The sequence below is a fragment of the Neobacillus novalis NBRC 102450 genome, from assembly GCF_001591805.1.
GTDB lineage: Bacteria > Bacillota > Bacilli > Bacillales > Cytobacillaceae > Neobacillus > Neobacillus novalis.
In genome coordinates, this window is sequence record NZ_BCVP01000003.1 from 163,675 (window position 1) to 180,240 (window position 16,566).

Sequence of the window (16,566 nt, forward strand, 5' to 3'; positions counted from 1 at the left end):
CCAGTATAATAGATTATGACCTTATTTAAGGAGATGAATAAAGTGAATCAAAGCAAAAAAATAGTTTCTAAGTTTATTCCGCTGTTTGCAGCGTTAATATTAATTATTGCGGGAATCATTTGGTTTATCCAAACAACGAATAATCAGGTGGGTATCCCATTTTCTTCTGTCGAAAAAACCATTCAAGAGCAAAATGGGAAATCAGTCACACTTATGGAAGAAGCTAATGGCAGCCTTTATCTGAAAGCCGGAAATTCAGAATACATTTCCCATGTTCCACCAAACAGTCAAATGGTTGACAAACTGGTAGAAAAATATAATATCGACTATTCCTATTCCACCAACAGCCGTTATGGAAAATGGATTATGGGAGGAATTGTTCTGCTCCTCTTAGGTGCTGGATTTGTCCTGCAAAAGAAGAAAGGCGGATTCGGTCTTCATAACTCGATGAAGAACAGCGTTGCCAAGCCGCGCCCGCTGCCTTCTATCACCTTAAGGGATGTAGGCGGACTTGGGGAAGAAATGAAAGAAGAAATTCTACAAACACTCTCAACCTTAAAAGAACCGGAACGCGCAGCAAAATTAGGAATAAAACCGCCAAAAGGAATTCTATTATACGGACCTCCTGGAACAGGTAAAACCTTGTTAGCCCAGGCAATCGCACGGGAATTAAATGCCGACTACTTCTCTGCGAGCGGATCCGCTTTCAATGAACTATTTGTTGGTGTTGGAGCAAGTCGTGTCCGGTCTTTATTCCATTCTGCAAGAAAACAAGGGCCTGCGGTTATTTTCATCGATGAAGTCGATGCCTTAGCTGGAAGACGAAAGGCACATGGCGGCGAGGAAGCAGAAAAAACCTTAACCGAACTGCTTGTCCAGCTTGATGGCGGCCATTCTAATGACGGAATTTTATTTATCGCCGCAACAAATAGAAAAGACATGCTTGATGAAGCATTCCTCCGTCCGGGAAGAATCGACTTCTCCTTCCACGTACCACTCCCTGATACGAAAGGAAGAAGAGAAATCATTGATATTCATTCAAAAGGAAAGTCACTTGCTAAAGATGTCTATGCTTCATTAGATGAGCTTGCGGAAAGCACATCAGGATTTTCAGGTGCCGAACTGCAATCCCTGTTTGAGACAGCAAGCAGGCGCGCCGTTCAAAGCGGCCAGGACATGATTCAAAGACACGACCTTGATTATGCCCTTGATCGGACAATCCTTGGAAGCACTTCACGGACTTTGCAGGATTATGATACAAAACGTAGAGTTGCTATTCATGAAGCCGGTCATGCAATTGTCGCATCGCTAACCAAACCTGGTTCAGTTCGAAAAGCAACCATTATCCCACGGGGAGAAGCACTCGGCTATGTAGCTCCAATCCCAAAAGAACTCCATTTGTCGACTACTAGTGACCTATTAGACCGGGTCTCTATGGTGCTTGCAGGTGGTGTAGCGGAAAGAATGTTTCTCGGTGAACACAGTATCGGTGTTAGCGGCGACGTACAGCAGGCAAAGCACATCATCGAGCAAATGGTGGATACCGGAATGCTTCAAGATGGTTTTACACTAACTTTTAATAAACAAGATCAAGAAACTAAGATGCAGGAACTCTTTGCAAAAGGGATTGAGAAAGCAGAAGTTCTAATAAAAAGCAATCAATCTCAGTATCACCAATTAGTCATGGCTTTATTAAAGAAAGAAACATTAGAAGGATCTGAAATTGAAGAAATTGTCTCAGGTAAATCCAATCTGAATGTCGATGACCTCGTCCTTGTGTAAAATGAAATCCAGGTGCCGCAATTGGCATCTGGATTTTTCGTATAAATTATTCAAAAATCTAATGGATTTCCGCCTTCGTGGTAAACTAATAAAAAGGAAGTGAGCAGTTTGTTTAGGAAAAATGTTTTCTTTGAAAGAGAGCAGGATAAATATGATGATGAAGCGAAGGATTATCTTGGCAATCAGCAAAAAACGCAACAACTGCTAAATAAAGCAAGAAAAAAAGCACAGCGAAAAAAGGGAAACTTAGGGGATGCTTGGAATAAACTGCAATTATTTATTGATTTAGTAAAAGCATATTCAAAAGGTGAATATCGAAATGTCTCCACCAAGACCATTATAACCGTCATTGGGGCCCTTTTGTATTTCGTTTCACCACTTGATTTAATCCCTGACTTTCTCCTCGGCATTGGTTTCATCGATGATGCCGCCGTGATTGGCTATGCTCTTAAAAAGATATCAACGGAAATTGATGCATTTAGTGTTTGGAAAATGTCCGGTAGGTATTAACCCAGAAAACCCGCTTGAGTTTTCAAGCGGGTTCATGGATTAAAATCTAAAGCAAGCTGCACCTACAATAATTAGAAGAATAAACAACACCACGATTAAAGCAAAGCCGCCGCCAAAGCCAACTCCGCCCCCGTACCCACAGCCGCCATAACCGCAGCCGCCAAAGCCACCATATCCATACATATTTATTACCTCCTTTTTCTCTATATTAGACTCAGTAAACCCAAGCTGCCCCGATAATGATTAACAAAATGAACAAAACGACTAGTAGGGCAAATCCGCCGCCGTAGCCAGCTGCTACACCTGACATTTACATTACCTCCTTTTTTGATTTCTTTATATCCTATTCACCTAAATAAAAATGTGCGATAGACGCATATCCAAATTAATATGTTTACAAAAAAAGACTAAGCCCATTCTTATCATCTACTAATTAAAAAAATGCGGCCTAATAACCCAGCCACATTTATTTCTGTTCTCCATTATTTTAGTCAATTATTCCCATTCGGATGGCTTTAACTGCAACTTCTGTCCTGTTTTGCGCGTTCAGTCTTTTCATAATACTTGATATGTAATCTCTAACCGTAAATTCACTTAAATAGAGCTTTAATGCTGCCTCTGCTGTTGAAGCACCGTCCGCCAACAGCTTAATAATTTCTGTTTCCCTTGGTGATAAGGAGATGGAATCCTTTTTGGGCAGGTTGTCCTTTTTAATATCTGCTTCAATAAATTTTGATAGCAATTCCCCAGAACTTTGGCCAAATTTCATCAATGCAGGAAAAAGACTAGTATCGACAGTAAACTGCTTCCCCGGGCCTTGATCTAAAACAACCCCTCCTATTATTTTCCCCTCCTCTGGAACATAAATCGGTACAATAACTAAGGAAGTAAGTTCAAAATTTTCTACATACTTTTCTGGAAGGTCAATTGCCGCCGAAGGAATATAAATTGGCTGAAAATTTTTCATCTCGTGACCTTGTGATTTTAACTTCACGAGACTTTGATTGAGCACTGGTATATTGGCGATTTTTTCGGCAATTGCTTGGATCTCTGTATTGTTTAAATGATGTCCAAATAAGCCAACCCCTACACTTTCCTTATTGGCAAACTTAAAAAGGGCACATCGTTCAAAGGGAAGGAAATAGCCAAATCCATAGCAAATATTTTTGATTGACTCCTGAAAATTTTGCGAGCGGATAATCCATTCATTAAATAAGATAACAGCATCCTTCCAAATACTATGATTCTCTTTTTCCGATTGAAAAAGCATGACTTCACTAATTTTCGAAAATAAGTAATGGACCGAAGGATGTAATTTCGAGGAATAAGCAATTCTTGATTTCAGAACCTTATGCGCAGCATTCTCCAACAGATTGATATGAAAGATAAGCGCCTCCGGTTCCGGGCTCCTTTGGAAATAGGCGAACCAATCCTCCTGAAGTTCATTTAACATCCGATATATATCAACATTCCCTTCATTTACCGACCGTAAAAACCTTTCTAGAAATTCGCTTATAAATTCAAAAACCACCACTGATTTCTTATTCGTATTTTTAAGAGATTGGAGCATGAATCTCCATTCCTGTAATAGGTCCTCTTGATAAGAAGATAACATTTTAACAGCATCATTTAAAAGGTGATCCAAATGGTGATTTAATGACTTCGACAATTTCATCACTCTCCTTCACGGAAGAATCTAAGCTGTTGTTTATCCTATTTATCAATTCGTTTATTTCTATAGATAATTCAGCTAAAGCTGTCAAAATTCCTCCTTTTTATCAATCATTTTGGTTATTTTGTAGGCGCTTGTCCTTTCTTGTTCAAATATAGGATAAACTTCCTACAAATGTAGGGATTTCTTAATTTATTTACTTGTCATAAAATTGTGACGAATGGTGTAAGCATTTATTTTTTGTTTAAGCGCTTTCACTTTTTAAAACAAAAAGGGAGGAAAGAGTGTATGACAGCTGAAACAATTATTATCGGAGGGCAAACAGTCAAGAAGAAACTCATCATTGCATTAGTAGGAGGGTTTTTATTTTTAGGGGCACTTCTAGGTACCTTTGGACTAACCGGTATGGCCGCAGCAATACCATTAGTGGGCGGGTTCACCGTCAGCTTCGATGAGATGACAGGTACAGGATTTAAACTTTATGGCAGCCTTGCTGATAGTGCCATGAAACAGAACAATCCCGTTGCTGTTAACGAAATTGATAGTGCGACAATAAAAAATTTAAAAATCTCAAAACCTATTCCATTTTTAGGGATTAATGCAGTTATTACTGCTGAAAAACCAGTTACAATAACTGGGCTACAACAGAAAGCAACCTTAGTAACAGGTGATGCTACGTTTAATGAACTAACCATGGCAGAGAAATATGTCGGGGATAGAGACCTTAGCGACCCTAAGGTACTTGCCGGGGCAGCAGCCGAGCATTTTACGCAAACGGCAAATACCATTACCATCAAAAACGGAATACTTGAAACAGTCTATCTTTTCCAAAAAACAGTATCTCTGAATGGCATGAAAGTTTCTTTTGAAAAACAATAACACTAAAATAATCTAGAACATCAAAGGACTAACAAGTAAGGATGATAAAAATGAGCTCTACTTTTTCAAAACGTAAAAGGTTTAAGAATTGGAGAGCAAGGCGCCCTTTTTGGGGGGCGACCTTGTCTATTTTATCAGGATTAATCATTTTAATGGTTCCTGCACAGCTTTATGAAATTGCAGCTGCCCCGGGGAGCATCATTGTTGTTGGCTTCCTATTAGGAGGTCTTACCTTAATAATGGGCGTCCTAGCATATATCATGCCTAAGCTTTCTACCCTGTTTGGAGTTCTAGGAATTTTTTCATCTGTTTTATCGATTATGGGGGCATTAGGCGGTTTCCTAATCGGCACACTTCTTGGAATTGTTGGAGGTTCAATGCTAATTGCCTGGAAACCGGAGCTTGCCGCTCTTGATTCGAAGAAACAGTCAAATAGCGATCTTATTGCAGAAAAGGAAATCGCTTCGGGGAAGGAAGTTTTACCGGAATAATTAGTACCTATAGCATTCATAGAAATGGTGATCGTATTGATACGCAGAAATTAAGATAATTATTGTATTGGTTCTTCCCTTTAGCGGGCTGTTCTTACTTACCAAGGATAGTTTTGCTAGTAATCCGACAATCATTGGATTTATTATTGAGGCTAACCAAATGGAAGGTACGATGAAAAATCCTGTTATGATTACAGGTGATACGGCAGAACAAAAAGATCGGCCGATGCTGGAATTAAAGTTTGATAATCTTTCAGCTAAGAACTTAATTATTAAGAAGTTAGTCGAAACTCCAAATGATCTTATTACGATTGAAATCAGCCATAAAGATTCTGCTCTTTTTAACCACTTAAGCTTACATGTTACCAACGCTGAATTCAGTGAACATTATTTACCATCGGCAGGTAATATCGGCTTGAAAAATGTTAAACTATTGGCCCACCAGGTAACAGCTGATAACTTAAATCTCCCTCAATTCAATTTAAGTTTCAATGAGGGCGGTAAGGTCGAAATGGAACCGAAAAGCGAGAAAGAACTCCTTTATATGAAAGCAGTCTTAGAAAAGCTAATTAATAGTGTTCAACAGCAATAAAAAGAAGCGATGCCAATAAAAGCATCGCTTCTTTCAATTTTTACTATAGTCGCCATTGACTAAGGCTTCTGCTAGTCCTAGTCGTTAATAATTCTCATAACACGTCCATTAAAATGTTCTGCGTAGTACCTTGACGTCATATCGGCAATGGCAATTCCAGTTGAACTTTGTGAACCGATGAATTTCCCGCCGCCGAGGTAAATCCCCACATGGCCGTCGATTTTATAAGTATCAAAGAATACTAGGTCCCCTGGACGTGCTTCGCTCATCGGCACCCTCGTTCCGGTATTCTTCAAGATATCCGTGTGAGCCCCGACATTAATGCCTGCCTGCGCGAATGCCCAGGCAACAAATCCTGAACAGTCAAATCTTCCATGGGCAACATCGTAGGCATTTCTGCCGCCGCCAAATACATAAACGGAGTTCCCAATATACCTTTCTCCTGCATGGATTACAATGTTTATCGCTTCATTTGTTGTTGTTGGTATCGAAACATTCAGATCAGCTGTATACGAGACAACAGTAGTTTGAGCCGAGGTATTAAGCTCCACTTCCTTTAATGCGAGTGTACTATCTTGCTCTTGTAACTCAGCCTTATTAGCAAGTTTTGCTTGTTCTTTCACCTTAAGTTCTTCTTTTAAGGCGTCATTTTGCTCTTTTTGTTCTAAAATCTGAGCCTGCATCCCTTCAAGCTCCGTCATCATGTCTTTTAAATTATCAAGCTTTTTTTCAACTGCCGTTTGTTTCTTTACGACCGCTTTCTGATCTTCTTGATGCTGTTTCACTAAATCTTGATCCGCTTCTACCATTGTTACAACCGCACCTAATCTTTCAACAAAATCACTAAAGCTTGAAGCTCCGAGGAGAACATCTATATAGTTCACCTTTCCTCCACTTTCTTGGAGGGACAAAGCACGTTTTTTTAGTATTTCATTCCGTTTATCGATCCTAGCTTGAATCATAGTCACTTCCTGCTGAAGCCCTGCCACTTCTGCCTGAGAAGCTTTTACATTTTCTTCTGTCTGAACAATCACGTTATTATTATCATGAATAGCCTGTTCAACTCTATTAATCTGTTCCGTTAATTTAGCTAATTCATCTTGAACCTGAGAAATTTCCTGATTCGCTTTTGAAATATCTGATTGAATACCTAATCGCTGCTCCTGAACGCTTTTGATGCTTGTAGCCTCTGCCTTTACAGGGGGAAGTGAGAATACGCTTCCAATTCCCAGGATAATAGTCATACTAAGTGCGGTAAGCTTCTTTTTCATTCTAGTTCCCCTGCTTTCTTCACAGAAAATGACAATATTCTATTTATCATGGTCCAATGGTCAGCTATACATTTATTCTATGTAAGACAAATTTCACAAATAATACCCAATATCATCCTGTTTTGATCTCAACAAAAGTATATCATCTGTAGTTGTCAAACAAGTTATTTTTAGATTACAGTTATATTTCAAAAGGTTTTTTAGTGGGATTTATACAAAGAATTCAATAATAATAAAAAAACCACAATCTCTTTAATTGAAAAGAAAATTGTGGTTCTAACTTTTTTCAAGGATTCTATTGTCAATCAATGCTGTTAATTCCCCTTTTTAAACAATAAAAGTTATTGTGTTTTTATTAGCTCTTTAAAACTCTTTCGACCGCGATCAACAAGATTTAAATGAGTGTTTCTCGCTAATTTAACATATTCTTTTCTAACCAGAAACCATGCGTTTCTTCGTTCACGCGCATAGGCTGCACTAGATTCTGCATTCCTTTCTATATTATCCTCTAGCTGGTCGACAATATGAAAAATTGATTTTATTGGTGTAAGTGCTAACTTTTCAAGTTGACCAGAAACCTCTTTCAACTGTTGTTTTAGTTCCTCTCTGTCATTAACCGGAATGTCTTCTTCTATTAAATCTTCTTTACCGCCATTAAATTGATTCATCAGTTCTGTAACCATATCTTTATTTGTCTTTTTGGTCTGCTCATACAATTTGCCAATCGATTTTCGATATTGCTTATTGAACTTGATGACCTCCCTTAATGCATTAATATAGGCTTCCTCCCGATTTTCCCGAATCTTGAGTGCACGTTCGCGCGATTGCTCAAACTGATCCCAAAATGTGTTTACAAATGAACCAGCAGCAATTGGTTCCACCGCTGCTGGAATCACTTTTTCATCAGCGGCTGGAGCCGTTTCCATTTTCTTCTGTGCCATCGTCTTTCCTCCTCCTACTATTATTTACTTTCTCTATTGGATCCTTCTTCTGAAATGAAGGAATATAGAGCTCAAAGAAACTGGTATACATCTTGAAGAATTGATCTAATAGTGATTGGTAGGTTTCTAGTTGATTGGCATAGCCTTTTAAGTATGTAATACCAGCTTTTGTTATGGAATATCTTCTTTTTGCAGGACCACTTCCAGTTGTATCCCATTCTGATGAAAGAAGTTCGTCCTTTTCCAACTGTCTTAATAATCTGTACAAATTCCCCTGATCAAGTGTCTTAAACCCGAATGCCTCTAATCTTTGGCTGAGTTCATACCCATGAAGAGAAAGCTTGCTAAGAAGCAATAAAATAAATGGCAGAACAAAATTTTTGGATGGATTGATTGATTGATTATCTTGGTTTACCATATCTTTATCACCTCACCTATATGTATTTTACACCTATGAGTAATATTTTGTCAAGAAATTAAATAAATATCCTTTTAAGCAATACTTTAGAGTTTACAATTTTAAAAAATTGGTAATAAACTATATAAAAGTCAAAGGTGGTGTAAAATGGAAAAGGCGAAAATAAGTAATGCAGGCATCCCATATTTGCATTTTGGTACTGGGGAACCAGTGGTATTGATTCATGGATTAGGCGAGGTAAAAGAAGGATGGCAAAATCAATTTGAATTAGCTGATCAATATGAGTTGATTATTCCTGATTTACGAGGTCACGGTGCATGTACGAAAACGGAAGGAATCTCTATTCAAAATTTTGCTGTTGACGTGATCAGTTTGTTGAAAGAGTTAGAAATTGAAAACGCTCACATCCTTGGCCTTTCAATGGGCGGAGCCGTTGCCCAGGAAATTTACCGACAGGCACCCGATCGATGCCGTTCTCTTATGTTGATTAGTTCTTTTCACTATTTGCCAAATATAATCAAGGCTTTATTATTTAAAAAACATAAGGCAAAGTTTGAAGCTCTTTCTGCAAAAGGCAACCAAATTGAATATATATCGCGAATGGCACTATACTCTTGGAAAAAAGACACCGTCGAAAAGTTTGCTGACATTTTCAAACCTAAGCAGCAAATTTTTATTAAATCCTTTGAAGCATGCCTAGAGGTCAATAATTTATCATTATTACCAAGGGTAAATGTCCCAACCCTTATTATCGGTTCACAGTATGACTCCGTATTGCCTGTCTGGATTCAAGCTCGTATGCACAAGCTGATTCCCCACTCAGAATTTATTATTTTGAGGAATACCGGCCATATTGCCAAATTGGAAGCAAAAGACCGGTTTAACCAGCTGCTGCGCAAATTCCTCAATCAGCAAAAAATAGCTTCATAATAAATTTTTAACGGGAAGGCGGTCCTTCCCGTTAAAAATTCTATCTTAAACACACTAATTATGCTGTACTTTAAGAATTTCTTTTGAATGGGCGGAAAGCCATGGGTCCATAATTCCAGCGAAAGCTCCGGTCAATGCCAGCGATACATGGCCCCCTTCAAAAACCTTATATGTCTTATCTTCACTTGAAACCAGCTCCATGACAGGAAGACTTTGCTGCTCTAAAATAAGATTGTCACGCGAACAAGAAAAGACGAAAAGCGGACACTTAATATTTTTCAATTCTACTTTCCTGCCGCCAATCAATAATTCTCCCTTTAGTAGTTTGTTATCTTTATAAAAGTCATTAAACAATTGTTTAAAGGCCGCTCCTGCAAACGAGGCCGTATCCTTTGTCCACTTGTCCATCCTGCGCCACTTTTCTACATATTTTTCATCATGTGCCCGTGTAAACAGATTGATTTTCGGGCTTCCATAAATAGGTGAAAGCATCCTAAACATCAAATACAGAAATTCTGATGGAAGAGTCTCATGTGCCTCAGCAAACCGATCAAAACTAAGCTGGCCCTTTTGAATTCCTTCTAGCCACTTATCAGGCACGATACCGATACTAAAATCAATTGGAACAGCCGCAAGAACTAAATTCTTTATAGGCAGTTTGGTAATTGAAGTTATAATGGCCGCAGTCGTACCTCCTAAACAATATCCGGCCATTGTTATATCGTTTGCCCGGGAATGCCTTAATGCCCGTTTAACCGCATTTTCTAAATAATCAACTATATAATTATCTAGTGTAAGTTCCCTATCTTCAAGCCCTGGGGAACCCCAATCTAAAAGATAGACATCGTAGCCAAGTTCTGTAAGACCCCCAACCACACTACTCCCTTCACCGACGTCTAGAATGTAGACTTTATTCAATAGCGAATAGACTAAAAATATTGGAGTTTCATATCTTTTCTCTTTCGCAGGGTGAAACCACAAGGTTGTTTTATTCCTTTTCCAAACACACTCTCTTGGTGTGGGCACGATATCGGGCTTTGGTTCAGTCATAATTTTATAAAGCTGATTCCACCGTTTAGCTTCTCTTTTTATCTGTGGACTCATGTTAATTCCTAATGCATTAGTGCTCATTTACTTTTGCTCCTTTCAAAGTTTTTTAGATGGTTCAGCTCCGGTGAGCACTAGTTCTTTATTCTGCTTTTTTTCCTGTTCTTTCTTCTGCTTTGGTTTCTCTTTTTCGATAACGGTCTTCATAGCAGCGGCAGGCACTGTCTGACTATCTGACTTAAGGCTTTTAAGTCCGTCTATTTCCTTGCGTAATTCCTGAAGGTTCACTTGAATGATCTTCATATTGAAAAGACCTTGGCGTATTTCCTGAAGGTCAGCTTTCATTATTTTGGTTTCCGAAACCTCTTGTGCAATCGTTTGAAATTCAGTCTGCAGCTGCTTGACAATGCGCACCATTTCTTGAAACATTTCTAAATTCCCTTTATTCGCCAAGTTAAGACCATCTTGTAAACTCCAAATTTGCTCTTCTAGATTGTCGATTTTTTCTTCTGCCTGTATCGACATTTTTGCTGCATTTGCAATATCCTTTTTCGTAGGAATATTCATTAAAGCCGCAATAAGCTCTTGGTTTTTCCTAAATCTCTCCAGGTAACGGGAATAGACATCAAGTCCGATATTGGCGGTTTGAACAAATTCCTTATTATCAGTCAACTTGTATAATAGACCATTTAATTGTTTCTCCCACATCTCACTAACAAGCTGTAAGCCCACGAATGGATCATATGTTTTTCCTGTAGACATGATGTAAGCCCCCCTTGGTTTTATGATTTTGTATGTTCTTCAGCTTTTTCTAAATATTTATTAAGCGGGAACATCAACGTTTTGATTTGTCTTGCAAACAGATTGACGAATCCTTTTTGATTTTCATAAACTAGATTTCCAGCCTGCTTAACGGTTTTGATATATTGCAACCTGCTTTTTTTCCGAAGCGCAATATATTGATCGATGATTTCAAGATACTTATCCATTGTCAGGTTTTTTGATATAGTTTGACATGGTGCAGTAAGAATCGACATTGTTTTCTTTTGGATGTGATCAATCTGGGCATTTATTTCCTCATAGGATTTAATCGGGAAGAAATGCTGCAGGCTGGTAGTTGACATTAAAAATTCCTCTCTGGCTGTTCGTTCCCATTCAGCAAATTCCTTATTAAATTGCTCAGCGATTTCTTTCATATTTCCCTGATTTCTCTTTACACTTTCAGCAAAGGACTTCGCTTCGTTCAGAAAAACCTCATCGCGGTAATCAGAGTGTTTTGCCCATTGGTCTAACTCGCCGAAAACATGCACCCATAGAATATCTAAGCTGGTAAGCTGTTCTTCCTTTTCATTTTCAACTACTATGTTTTCAACTACTTCTTTTTCATTTTTGTCTTCCATATTATACGCATCCCTTCAAAGGTAATTTAAGCCAATCATTGTCTCATAGTAAGCTTTGATGGTATCCTGGTAATTTTCTATGAAGTTTTTCTGTAGTGGATGTAAACAACTTCTCGAGCTGCTTCTAGTGGTGTGGTTGGAATAGATTCTGAATTTAAGCTTTAATTTTCTCTTCCTCTTTCCTGAGCATTCTCCTTAACAATTTACCAACTGAGGATTTAGGGAGATCATCCAGAATTTCAATTTCTCTAGGTACTTTATAGGGAGCAAGATTAATTTTCGCAAAAGCGATTAGTTTGTCTGGTGCAATCGAGATACCTGCCTTAATCTTCACAAATGCTTTTACGGTTTCTCCGCGATAAGTGTCAGGAATTCCAACAACAATAGCCTCTTCAACCCCTTCATGCTGGTATAATACTTCTTCAATCTCGCGAGGGTAAACATTATAGCCGCTGGCAATGATAATATCTTTCTTGCGATCCAAAATATAAAAATATCCATCTTCATCCATTTTGGCGATATCACCGGTAAAGAGCCAGCCATCTTTTAACACTATCTCGGTATCCCCTGGGCGTTTCCAATACCCCTTCATAACCTGAGGTCCGCGTAAGATTAACTCACCTGCTTCCCCGACAGGAACATCGACAATGCCTTCAGCCGTTTCTGTTACAATTCTCGCTTCTGTTCCAGGTAATGGAATCCCTACACTTCCTAATTTGCGCGGTAAAAATGGAGGAGTAGAGATAGCGGATGGAGCCGTCTCTGAAAGTCCATAGCCATCTGCTAATTGTTTACCTACTCTCTTTTCAAAGGATTTTACATGTTCGACAGGAAGTGGTGCACCACCGCTGCTCAAATAATAAATATCGCCAATATTGCTCTCTTCTAAATCAGGGTGGCTATTGAGAGCAAATATCATCGTTGGAACAGCCGTCATTTGGAATGGCTTTTCCCGTTTGATCAGTTCTAGTACCTCATTAACATCAAAGCGAGGCAAGATGAGCTGATTACCGCCAATTCTTATTCCCGATAAAGCATTACAAGAAAGCCCGTAAACATGAAACATTGGCAGGACACTGACAATTTTAAAGTTTTCTGGTTTTTCATCGACAGCATTATAGGTGAAGTCACATACCTGAATAATATTGGCCAAAAGGTTATGATGTGTCAGCATGACTCCTTTTGAAACCCCCGTTGTGCCGCCGGTGTATTGTAAAATGGCAACATCTTCATTTATATCTATCGGAATTTCAGGTATTACATTGTCATGTGTCAGAAAGTCTTCAAAATACAGGTCTCCGTCGGCAAGTTCAACCTTTTTACCGCCAAAGCCCACGACAATTACCTTTTTCAATGAAGTACTTGGCTGAACTTGCTTTACCCTAGGATAAAGAGCTTCAAATACAACCATATATTCCGCCTCGGAATCATTTAGGACATATTCAATTTCTCGTTCCACATACATCGGATTTACTTGCACGGCAATTCCACCTAATCGGAATGAGGCAAATAAACTAAAAATATAATGTGGGCAGTTCGGAAGCATGATCGCCATCCTGTCACCCTTTTTAAATCCAATCCGATATAACGAAGCAGCGAGCCATTCAGAAATCATTTTTGTTTCTTTATAGCTCCATGACCTCCCGAAAAAAGTCAATGCAGCCTTTTCATGATGAATATTTGCCGCCTGTTTCAAAAGATCAAATAACGAGTCATACTCAATTGAAACATCTGTACTAATTCTCGGATCATAAAATTTTAACCATGGTTTTTTCTGATAATCCATATTTTTCCCCTCCTTATTTTCCCTTCAAATTCAATCAATGAAAGCGGCACCATTTTTAAGTTGAAGATTAAAAAAGATTTTTGTTTTTTTATTAAACCCCTTTATATGCCTGTCGGTAAATTTCCACAAGTTCAGCTACCAGCGGCATTTTCGGATTGGCAATCGTATCTTGGTCGTCAAAGGCATGTTCCGCAAGGGTTTCGACCTTACTTTCGAATTCTTTTTCATCGACACCATTCGCTTTGATGCTCATAGAAATATTCAGTTCCTTGGCAAGTTCACCAATCTTATCGATTAGGCTTTCTATTCCCTCCTCTGTCGTACTTGCGGGCAAACCTAGCATTTTGGCGATTTCTGCATAGCGTTTATCAGCAATGAAGTGCTCATATTTAGGGAAGGTCATAAATTTATTTGGTTTCATTGAGTTAAAGCGGATAACATGCGGTAGCAGGATTGAATTTGCACGTCCGTGCGGAATATTAAACTCAGCACCTAGAACATGGGCAAGGCTATGGTTTATCCCTAAGAAGGAATTAGCAAATGCCATTCCCGCAATCGTCGATGCATTGTGCATTTTTTCACGTGCAAGCTCATCGCTGCCATCCTGATATGCCCTTGGCAAATATTCAAATACAAGCTGAATCGCTTTTAAAGCCAGACCATCTGTATAGTCATTCGCCAACACGGAAACGTACGCTTCAATTGCATGGGTTAAAACATCCATCCCAGTGTCAGCAGTTACAGATTTGGGAACTGTCATCACAAACTGCGGATCGATGATTGCTACATCTGGTGTCAGTTGAAAGTCAGCAAGCGGATACTTCCTATTTGCCTTTTTATCCGATATAACCGAGAAGGCAGTAACCTCTGATCCTGTTCCTGAAGTCGTGGGAATGGCAATGAAATTTGCCTTATTCCTTAGAGCAGGGAATTTTACTACTCTCTTACTGGGGTCAAAGAATTTTTGCGTTAAGCTTTTAAAGTCGGTATCAGGGTGTTCGTAAAACAGCCACATCGCTTTTGCGGCATCCATGACCGAACCCCCGCCAAGGGCAATGATAAAGTCAGGCTGAAACTTTATCATCCGTTCCGCCCCATTCATAACGGTTTCGATGCAAGGTTCAGGCTCAATATCAAAGAAAACCTCCGATTGGATGTGTTTTGGATTCTTTTTTAAATAATATTGGACCTTATCTACGTAGCCGTTTTTCATCGAGCTTCCGCTTGTAACAATAAACGCCCGCGAAATTCCAGGAATTGCAGCAAGCGTCTGAACCGAGTTTTTCTCAAAGAATACTTGTGAAGGGACTTTAAACCACTGAGTTACCGTTCTGCGTTTTGCTACTTTTTTGATATTAATTAAATTTGCTGCTCCAACATTCTGTGACACCGAGTTCCCTCCATATGTGCCGCACCCAATTGTTAAGGACGGTAAAGATGTGTTATATATATCCCCAATTGCTCCATGGGTCGATGGTGTATTGACAATAATTCTTCCCGCTTTCATCCGTGCAGCGAAACTTTCAATCACATCCTGGTCAGTCGTATGGATTGCGGCAGAGTGACCAAGACCTCCATATTCCAACGTTTCTTCAGCAATGAGGAGACCTTCAGCAAAACTATTAACCTTGTAACACGCTAAAATTGGGCTTAACTTTTCACACGATAACGGGTATTTCGGTCCTACTCCTTCTATTTCTGCGATTAAAATCTTCGTATTAACAGGCACATTTATCCCAGCCATTTTTGCAATTATAAACGCCGGTAAGCCGACAATCATTGGATTGAGGGAAGACGTTTTTGGGTCTATCGCAATTCTCTCTAGCATTTTCCGCTCTTCTTCATTAAGGAAATAACAGTTGTTCGTTACTAATTCATGTCTTACTTCCTGATAAATCTCGTGATCAATAATAAGAGCTTGTTCCGAAGCACAGATCATACCGTTATCAAAGGTTTTCGATAATATAAGGTCGTTGACCGCGCGTTTAATATTGGCCGTTTTTTCGAAATAACAAGGCACGTTTCCGGCGCCAACGCCAAGTGCAGGTTTCCCGGAACTGTAGGCGGCCGTTACCAGGTTCGGCCCGCCAGTTGCAAGTATGAGCGAAATCTTCGGATGTTTCATCAAGGCTTGAAAAGCTTCATGGGATGGAATTTCAATCCACTGGATGCAGTTCTCAGGAGCACCAGCCTTAACAGCAGCTTCTCTAAGCAGCTTGGCTGTAATCACGCAGCATTTTTGAGCATATTTAGGAAAGGCAAAGATGATTGGATTTCTCGTTTTAAGTGAAATCAAAGATTTAAAGATGACGGTGGAAGTTGGGTTGGTAATTGGGATGACTCCGGCAATGACACCTACTGGCTCGGCCATTTCAACCATACCCTCATTCTCATTTTCACTTATTACTCCAACCGTTTTCATATCCCTGATGTTGTTATAAATACACTCTGTAGCAAACATATTTTTGAAAACTTTATCCTCATAAACGCCTCTTTTTGTTTCTTCAACTGCAAGCTTCGCCAGCTCCCTATGATTTTCAAGAGCGGATAATGCGACTTGCTTAACAATTTCGTCAACCATTTCCTGGTTGTAGCAACGGAATTCCCCCAAAGCCATTGCGCCGTTTTTCGCTAATACATCAATCATCGCAGCGATATTAAGGTTCTCTTGTAAGACGCTTTCCTTAACTGCCATCGAACATCCCTCCAGGATCATCAATCTTTTATTAAAAGCCCACTAAACTTTTTTCCTTCACTCCTTTTCCACTTCTGGATAAAATATATCATGTAAACTATTCCAGAAATTGTCGAATTCTGCGCATAAATGAATGAATAACCATTCATTTT

The 16,566-nt window shown here is 39.2% G+C and carries 17 protein-coding genes; 6 read left to right on the plus strand and 11 right to left on the minus strand.

Annotation, left to right across the window (positions count from 1 at the left end):
• Positions 1-42: 42 nt before the first annotated feature.
• Together BANVL01_RS01785 and BANVL01_RS01790 are read left to right on the plus strand one after the other, a co-directional pair.
• Positions 43-1,782 (plus strand): AAA family ATPase, encoded by a 1,740-nt coding sequence (locus BANVL01_RS01785; RefSeq protein WP_235845460.1) that lies wholly within the window; start codon positions 43-45, stop codon positions 1,780-1,782.
• 108 nt (positions 1,783-1,890) lie between these two features.
• Complete coding sequence (locus BANVL01_RS01790; protein ID WP_066084708.1) at positions 1,891-2,292, plus strand: YkvA family protein; 402 nt, start codon at positions 1,891-1,893, stop codon at positions 2,290-2,292.
• 39 nt (positions 2,293-2,331) lie between these two features.
• Here the strand turns inward: BANVL01_RS01790 and BANVL01_RS26485 are convergent, their stop codons facing one another.
• From BANVL01_RS26485 to BANVL01_RS01795, 3 genes are all read right to left on the minus strand, one after another.
• Entirely contained in the window at positions 2,332-2,475 is a 144-nt protein-coding gene (locus BANVL01_RS26485) for a YjcZ family sporulation protein (RefSeq protein ID WP_082804834.1), read from the minus strand.
• Between the two features lie 31 nt (positions 2,476-2,506).
• The gene (locus BANVL01_RS26490) at positions 2,507-2,602 is read right to left on the minus strand and encodes a YjcZ family sporulation protein (protein WP_082804835.1); all 96 of its coding nucleotides are present in this window, start codon (positions 2,600-2,602) and stop codon (positions 2,507-2,509) included.
• A 177-nt stretch (positions 2,603-2,779) separates the two neighbouring features.
• On the minus strand, positions 2,780-3,967 hold the full coding sequence (locus BANVL01_RS01795; protein WP_342342360.1) for a response regulator transcription factor: 1,188 nt from the start codon (positions 3,965-3,967) through the stop codon (positions 2,780-2,782).
• Between the two features lie 285 nt (positions 3,968-4,252).
• Here BANVL01_RS01795 and BANVL01_RS01800 point away from each other — a divergent pair, with 285 nt between their 5' ends.
• The 3 genes from BANVL01_RS01800 to BANVL01_RS01810 all read left to right on the plus strand — a co-directional run bounded on the left by BANVL01_RS01800 (position 4,253) and on the right by BANVL01_RS01810 (position 5,926).
• Positions 4,253-4,843: a DUF6230 family protein gene (locus tag BANVL01_RS01800; protein WP_066084704.1), complete on the plus strand. Its 591-nt coding sequence runs from the start codon at positions 4,253-4,255 to the stop codon at positions 4,841-4,843.
• A 50-nt stretch (positions 4,844-4,893) separates the two neighbouring features.
• On the plus strand, positions 4,894-5,334 hold the full coding sequence (locus BANVL01_RS01805) for a DUF6114 domain-containing protein (protein ID WP_066084701.1): 441 nt from the start codon (positions 4,894-4,896) through the stop codon (positions 5,332-5,334).
• A 67-nt stretch (positions 5,335-5,401) separates the two neighbouring features.
• Positions 5,402-5,926, plus strand: a complete 525-nt coding sequence (locus BANVL01_RS01810; protein ID WP_066084700.1) for a hypothetical protein — start codon at positions 5,402-5,404, stop codon at positions 5,924-5,926.
• Positions 5,927-6,003: 77 nt separating this feature from the next.
• On the opposite strand, the gene BANVL01_RS01815 is transcribed toward BANVL01_RS01810, so the two are convergent.
• The 3 genes from BANVL01_RS01815 to phaQ form a co-directional block, all read right to left on the minus strand.
• A complete protein-coding gene (locus BANVL01_RS01815; RefSeq protein WP_066084695.1) occupies positions 6,004-7,197 on the minus strand; it encodes a coiled-coil domain-containing protein in 1,194 nt (397 codons plus the stop codon).
• A 341-nt stretch (positions 7,198-7,538) separates the two neighbouring features.
• Entirely contained in the window at positions 7,539-8,138 is a 600-nt protein-coding gene (gene phaP / locus BANVL01_RS01820) for a polyhydroxyalkanoic acid inclusion protein PhaP (protein ID WP_066084694.1), read from the minus strand.
• On the minus strand, positions 8,101-8,556 hold the full coding sequence (gene phaQ, locus BANVL01_RS01825; RefSeq protein ID WP_066084692.1) for a poly-beta-hydroxybutyrate-responsive repressor: 456 nt from the start codon (positions 8,554-8,556) through the stop codon (positions 8,101-8,103). The genes phaP and phaQ overlap by 38 nt, the downstream gene beginning before the upstream one ends.
• Positions 8,557-8,703: 147 nt before the next feature.
• On the opposite strand from phaQ, the gene BANVL01_RS01830 reads away from it, so the two are divergent.
• Complete coding sequence (locus BANVL01_RS01830; protein ID WP_066084689.1) at positions 8,704-9,486, plus strand: alpha/beta fold hydrolase; 783 nt, start codon at positions 8,704-8,706, stop codon at positions 9,484-9,486.
• Positions 9,487-9,540: 54 nt separating this feature from the next.
• On the opposite strand, the gene BANVL01_RS01835 is transcribed toward BANVL01_RS01830, so the two are convergent.
• The 5 genes from BANVL01_RS01835 to adhE form a co-directional block, all read right to left on the minus strand.
• Positions 9,541-10,617, minus strand: coding sequence for an alpha/beta fold hydrolase (locus tag BANVL01_RS01835; protein WP_066147666.1), 1,077 nt, complete (start codon positions 10,615-10,617; stop codon positions 9,541-9,543).
• A 15-nt stretch (positions 10,618-10,632) separates the two neighbouring features.
• Entirely contained in the window at positions 10,633-11,295 is a 663-nt protein-coding gene (locus BANVL01_RS01840; RefSeq protein WP_066084686.1) for a hypothetical protein, read from the minus strand.
• A 20-nt stretch (positions 11,296-11,315) separates the two neighbouring features.
• A complete protein-coding gene (locus BANVL01_RS01845; RefSeq protein ID WP_066084683.1) occupies positions 11,316-11,933 on the minus strand; it encodes a hypothetical protein in 618 nt (205 codons plus the stop codon).
• A 154-nt stretch (positions 11,934-12,087) separates the two neighbouring features.
• Positions 12,088-13,719 (minus strand): long-chain-fatty-acid--CoA ligase, encoded by a 1,632-nt coding sequence (locus BANVL01_RS01850; protein ID WP_066084677.1) that lies wholly within the window; start codon positions 13,717-13,719, stop codon positions 12,088-12,090.
• Positions 13,720-13,810: 91 nt separating this feature from the next.
• A complete protein-coding gene (gene adhE / locus BANVL01_RS01855) occupies positions 13,811-16,414 on the minus strand; it encodes a bifunctional acetaldehyde-CoA/alcohol dehydrogenase (RefSeq protein ID WP_066084673.1) in 2,604 nt (867 codons plus the stop codon).
• Positions 16,415-16,566: the final 152 nt, after the last annotated feature.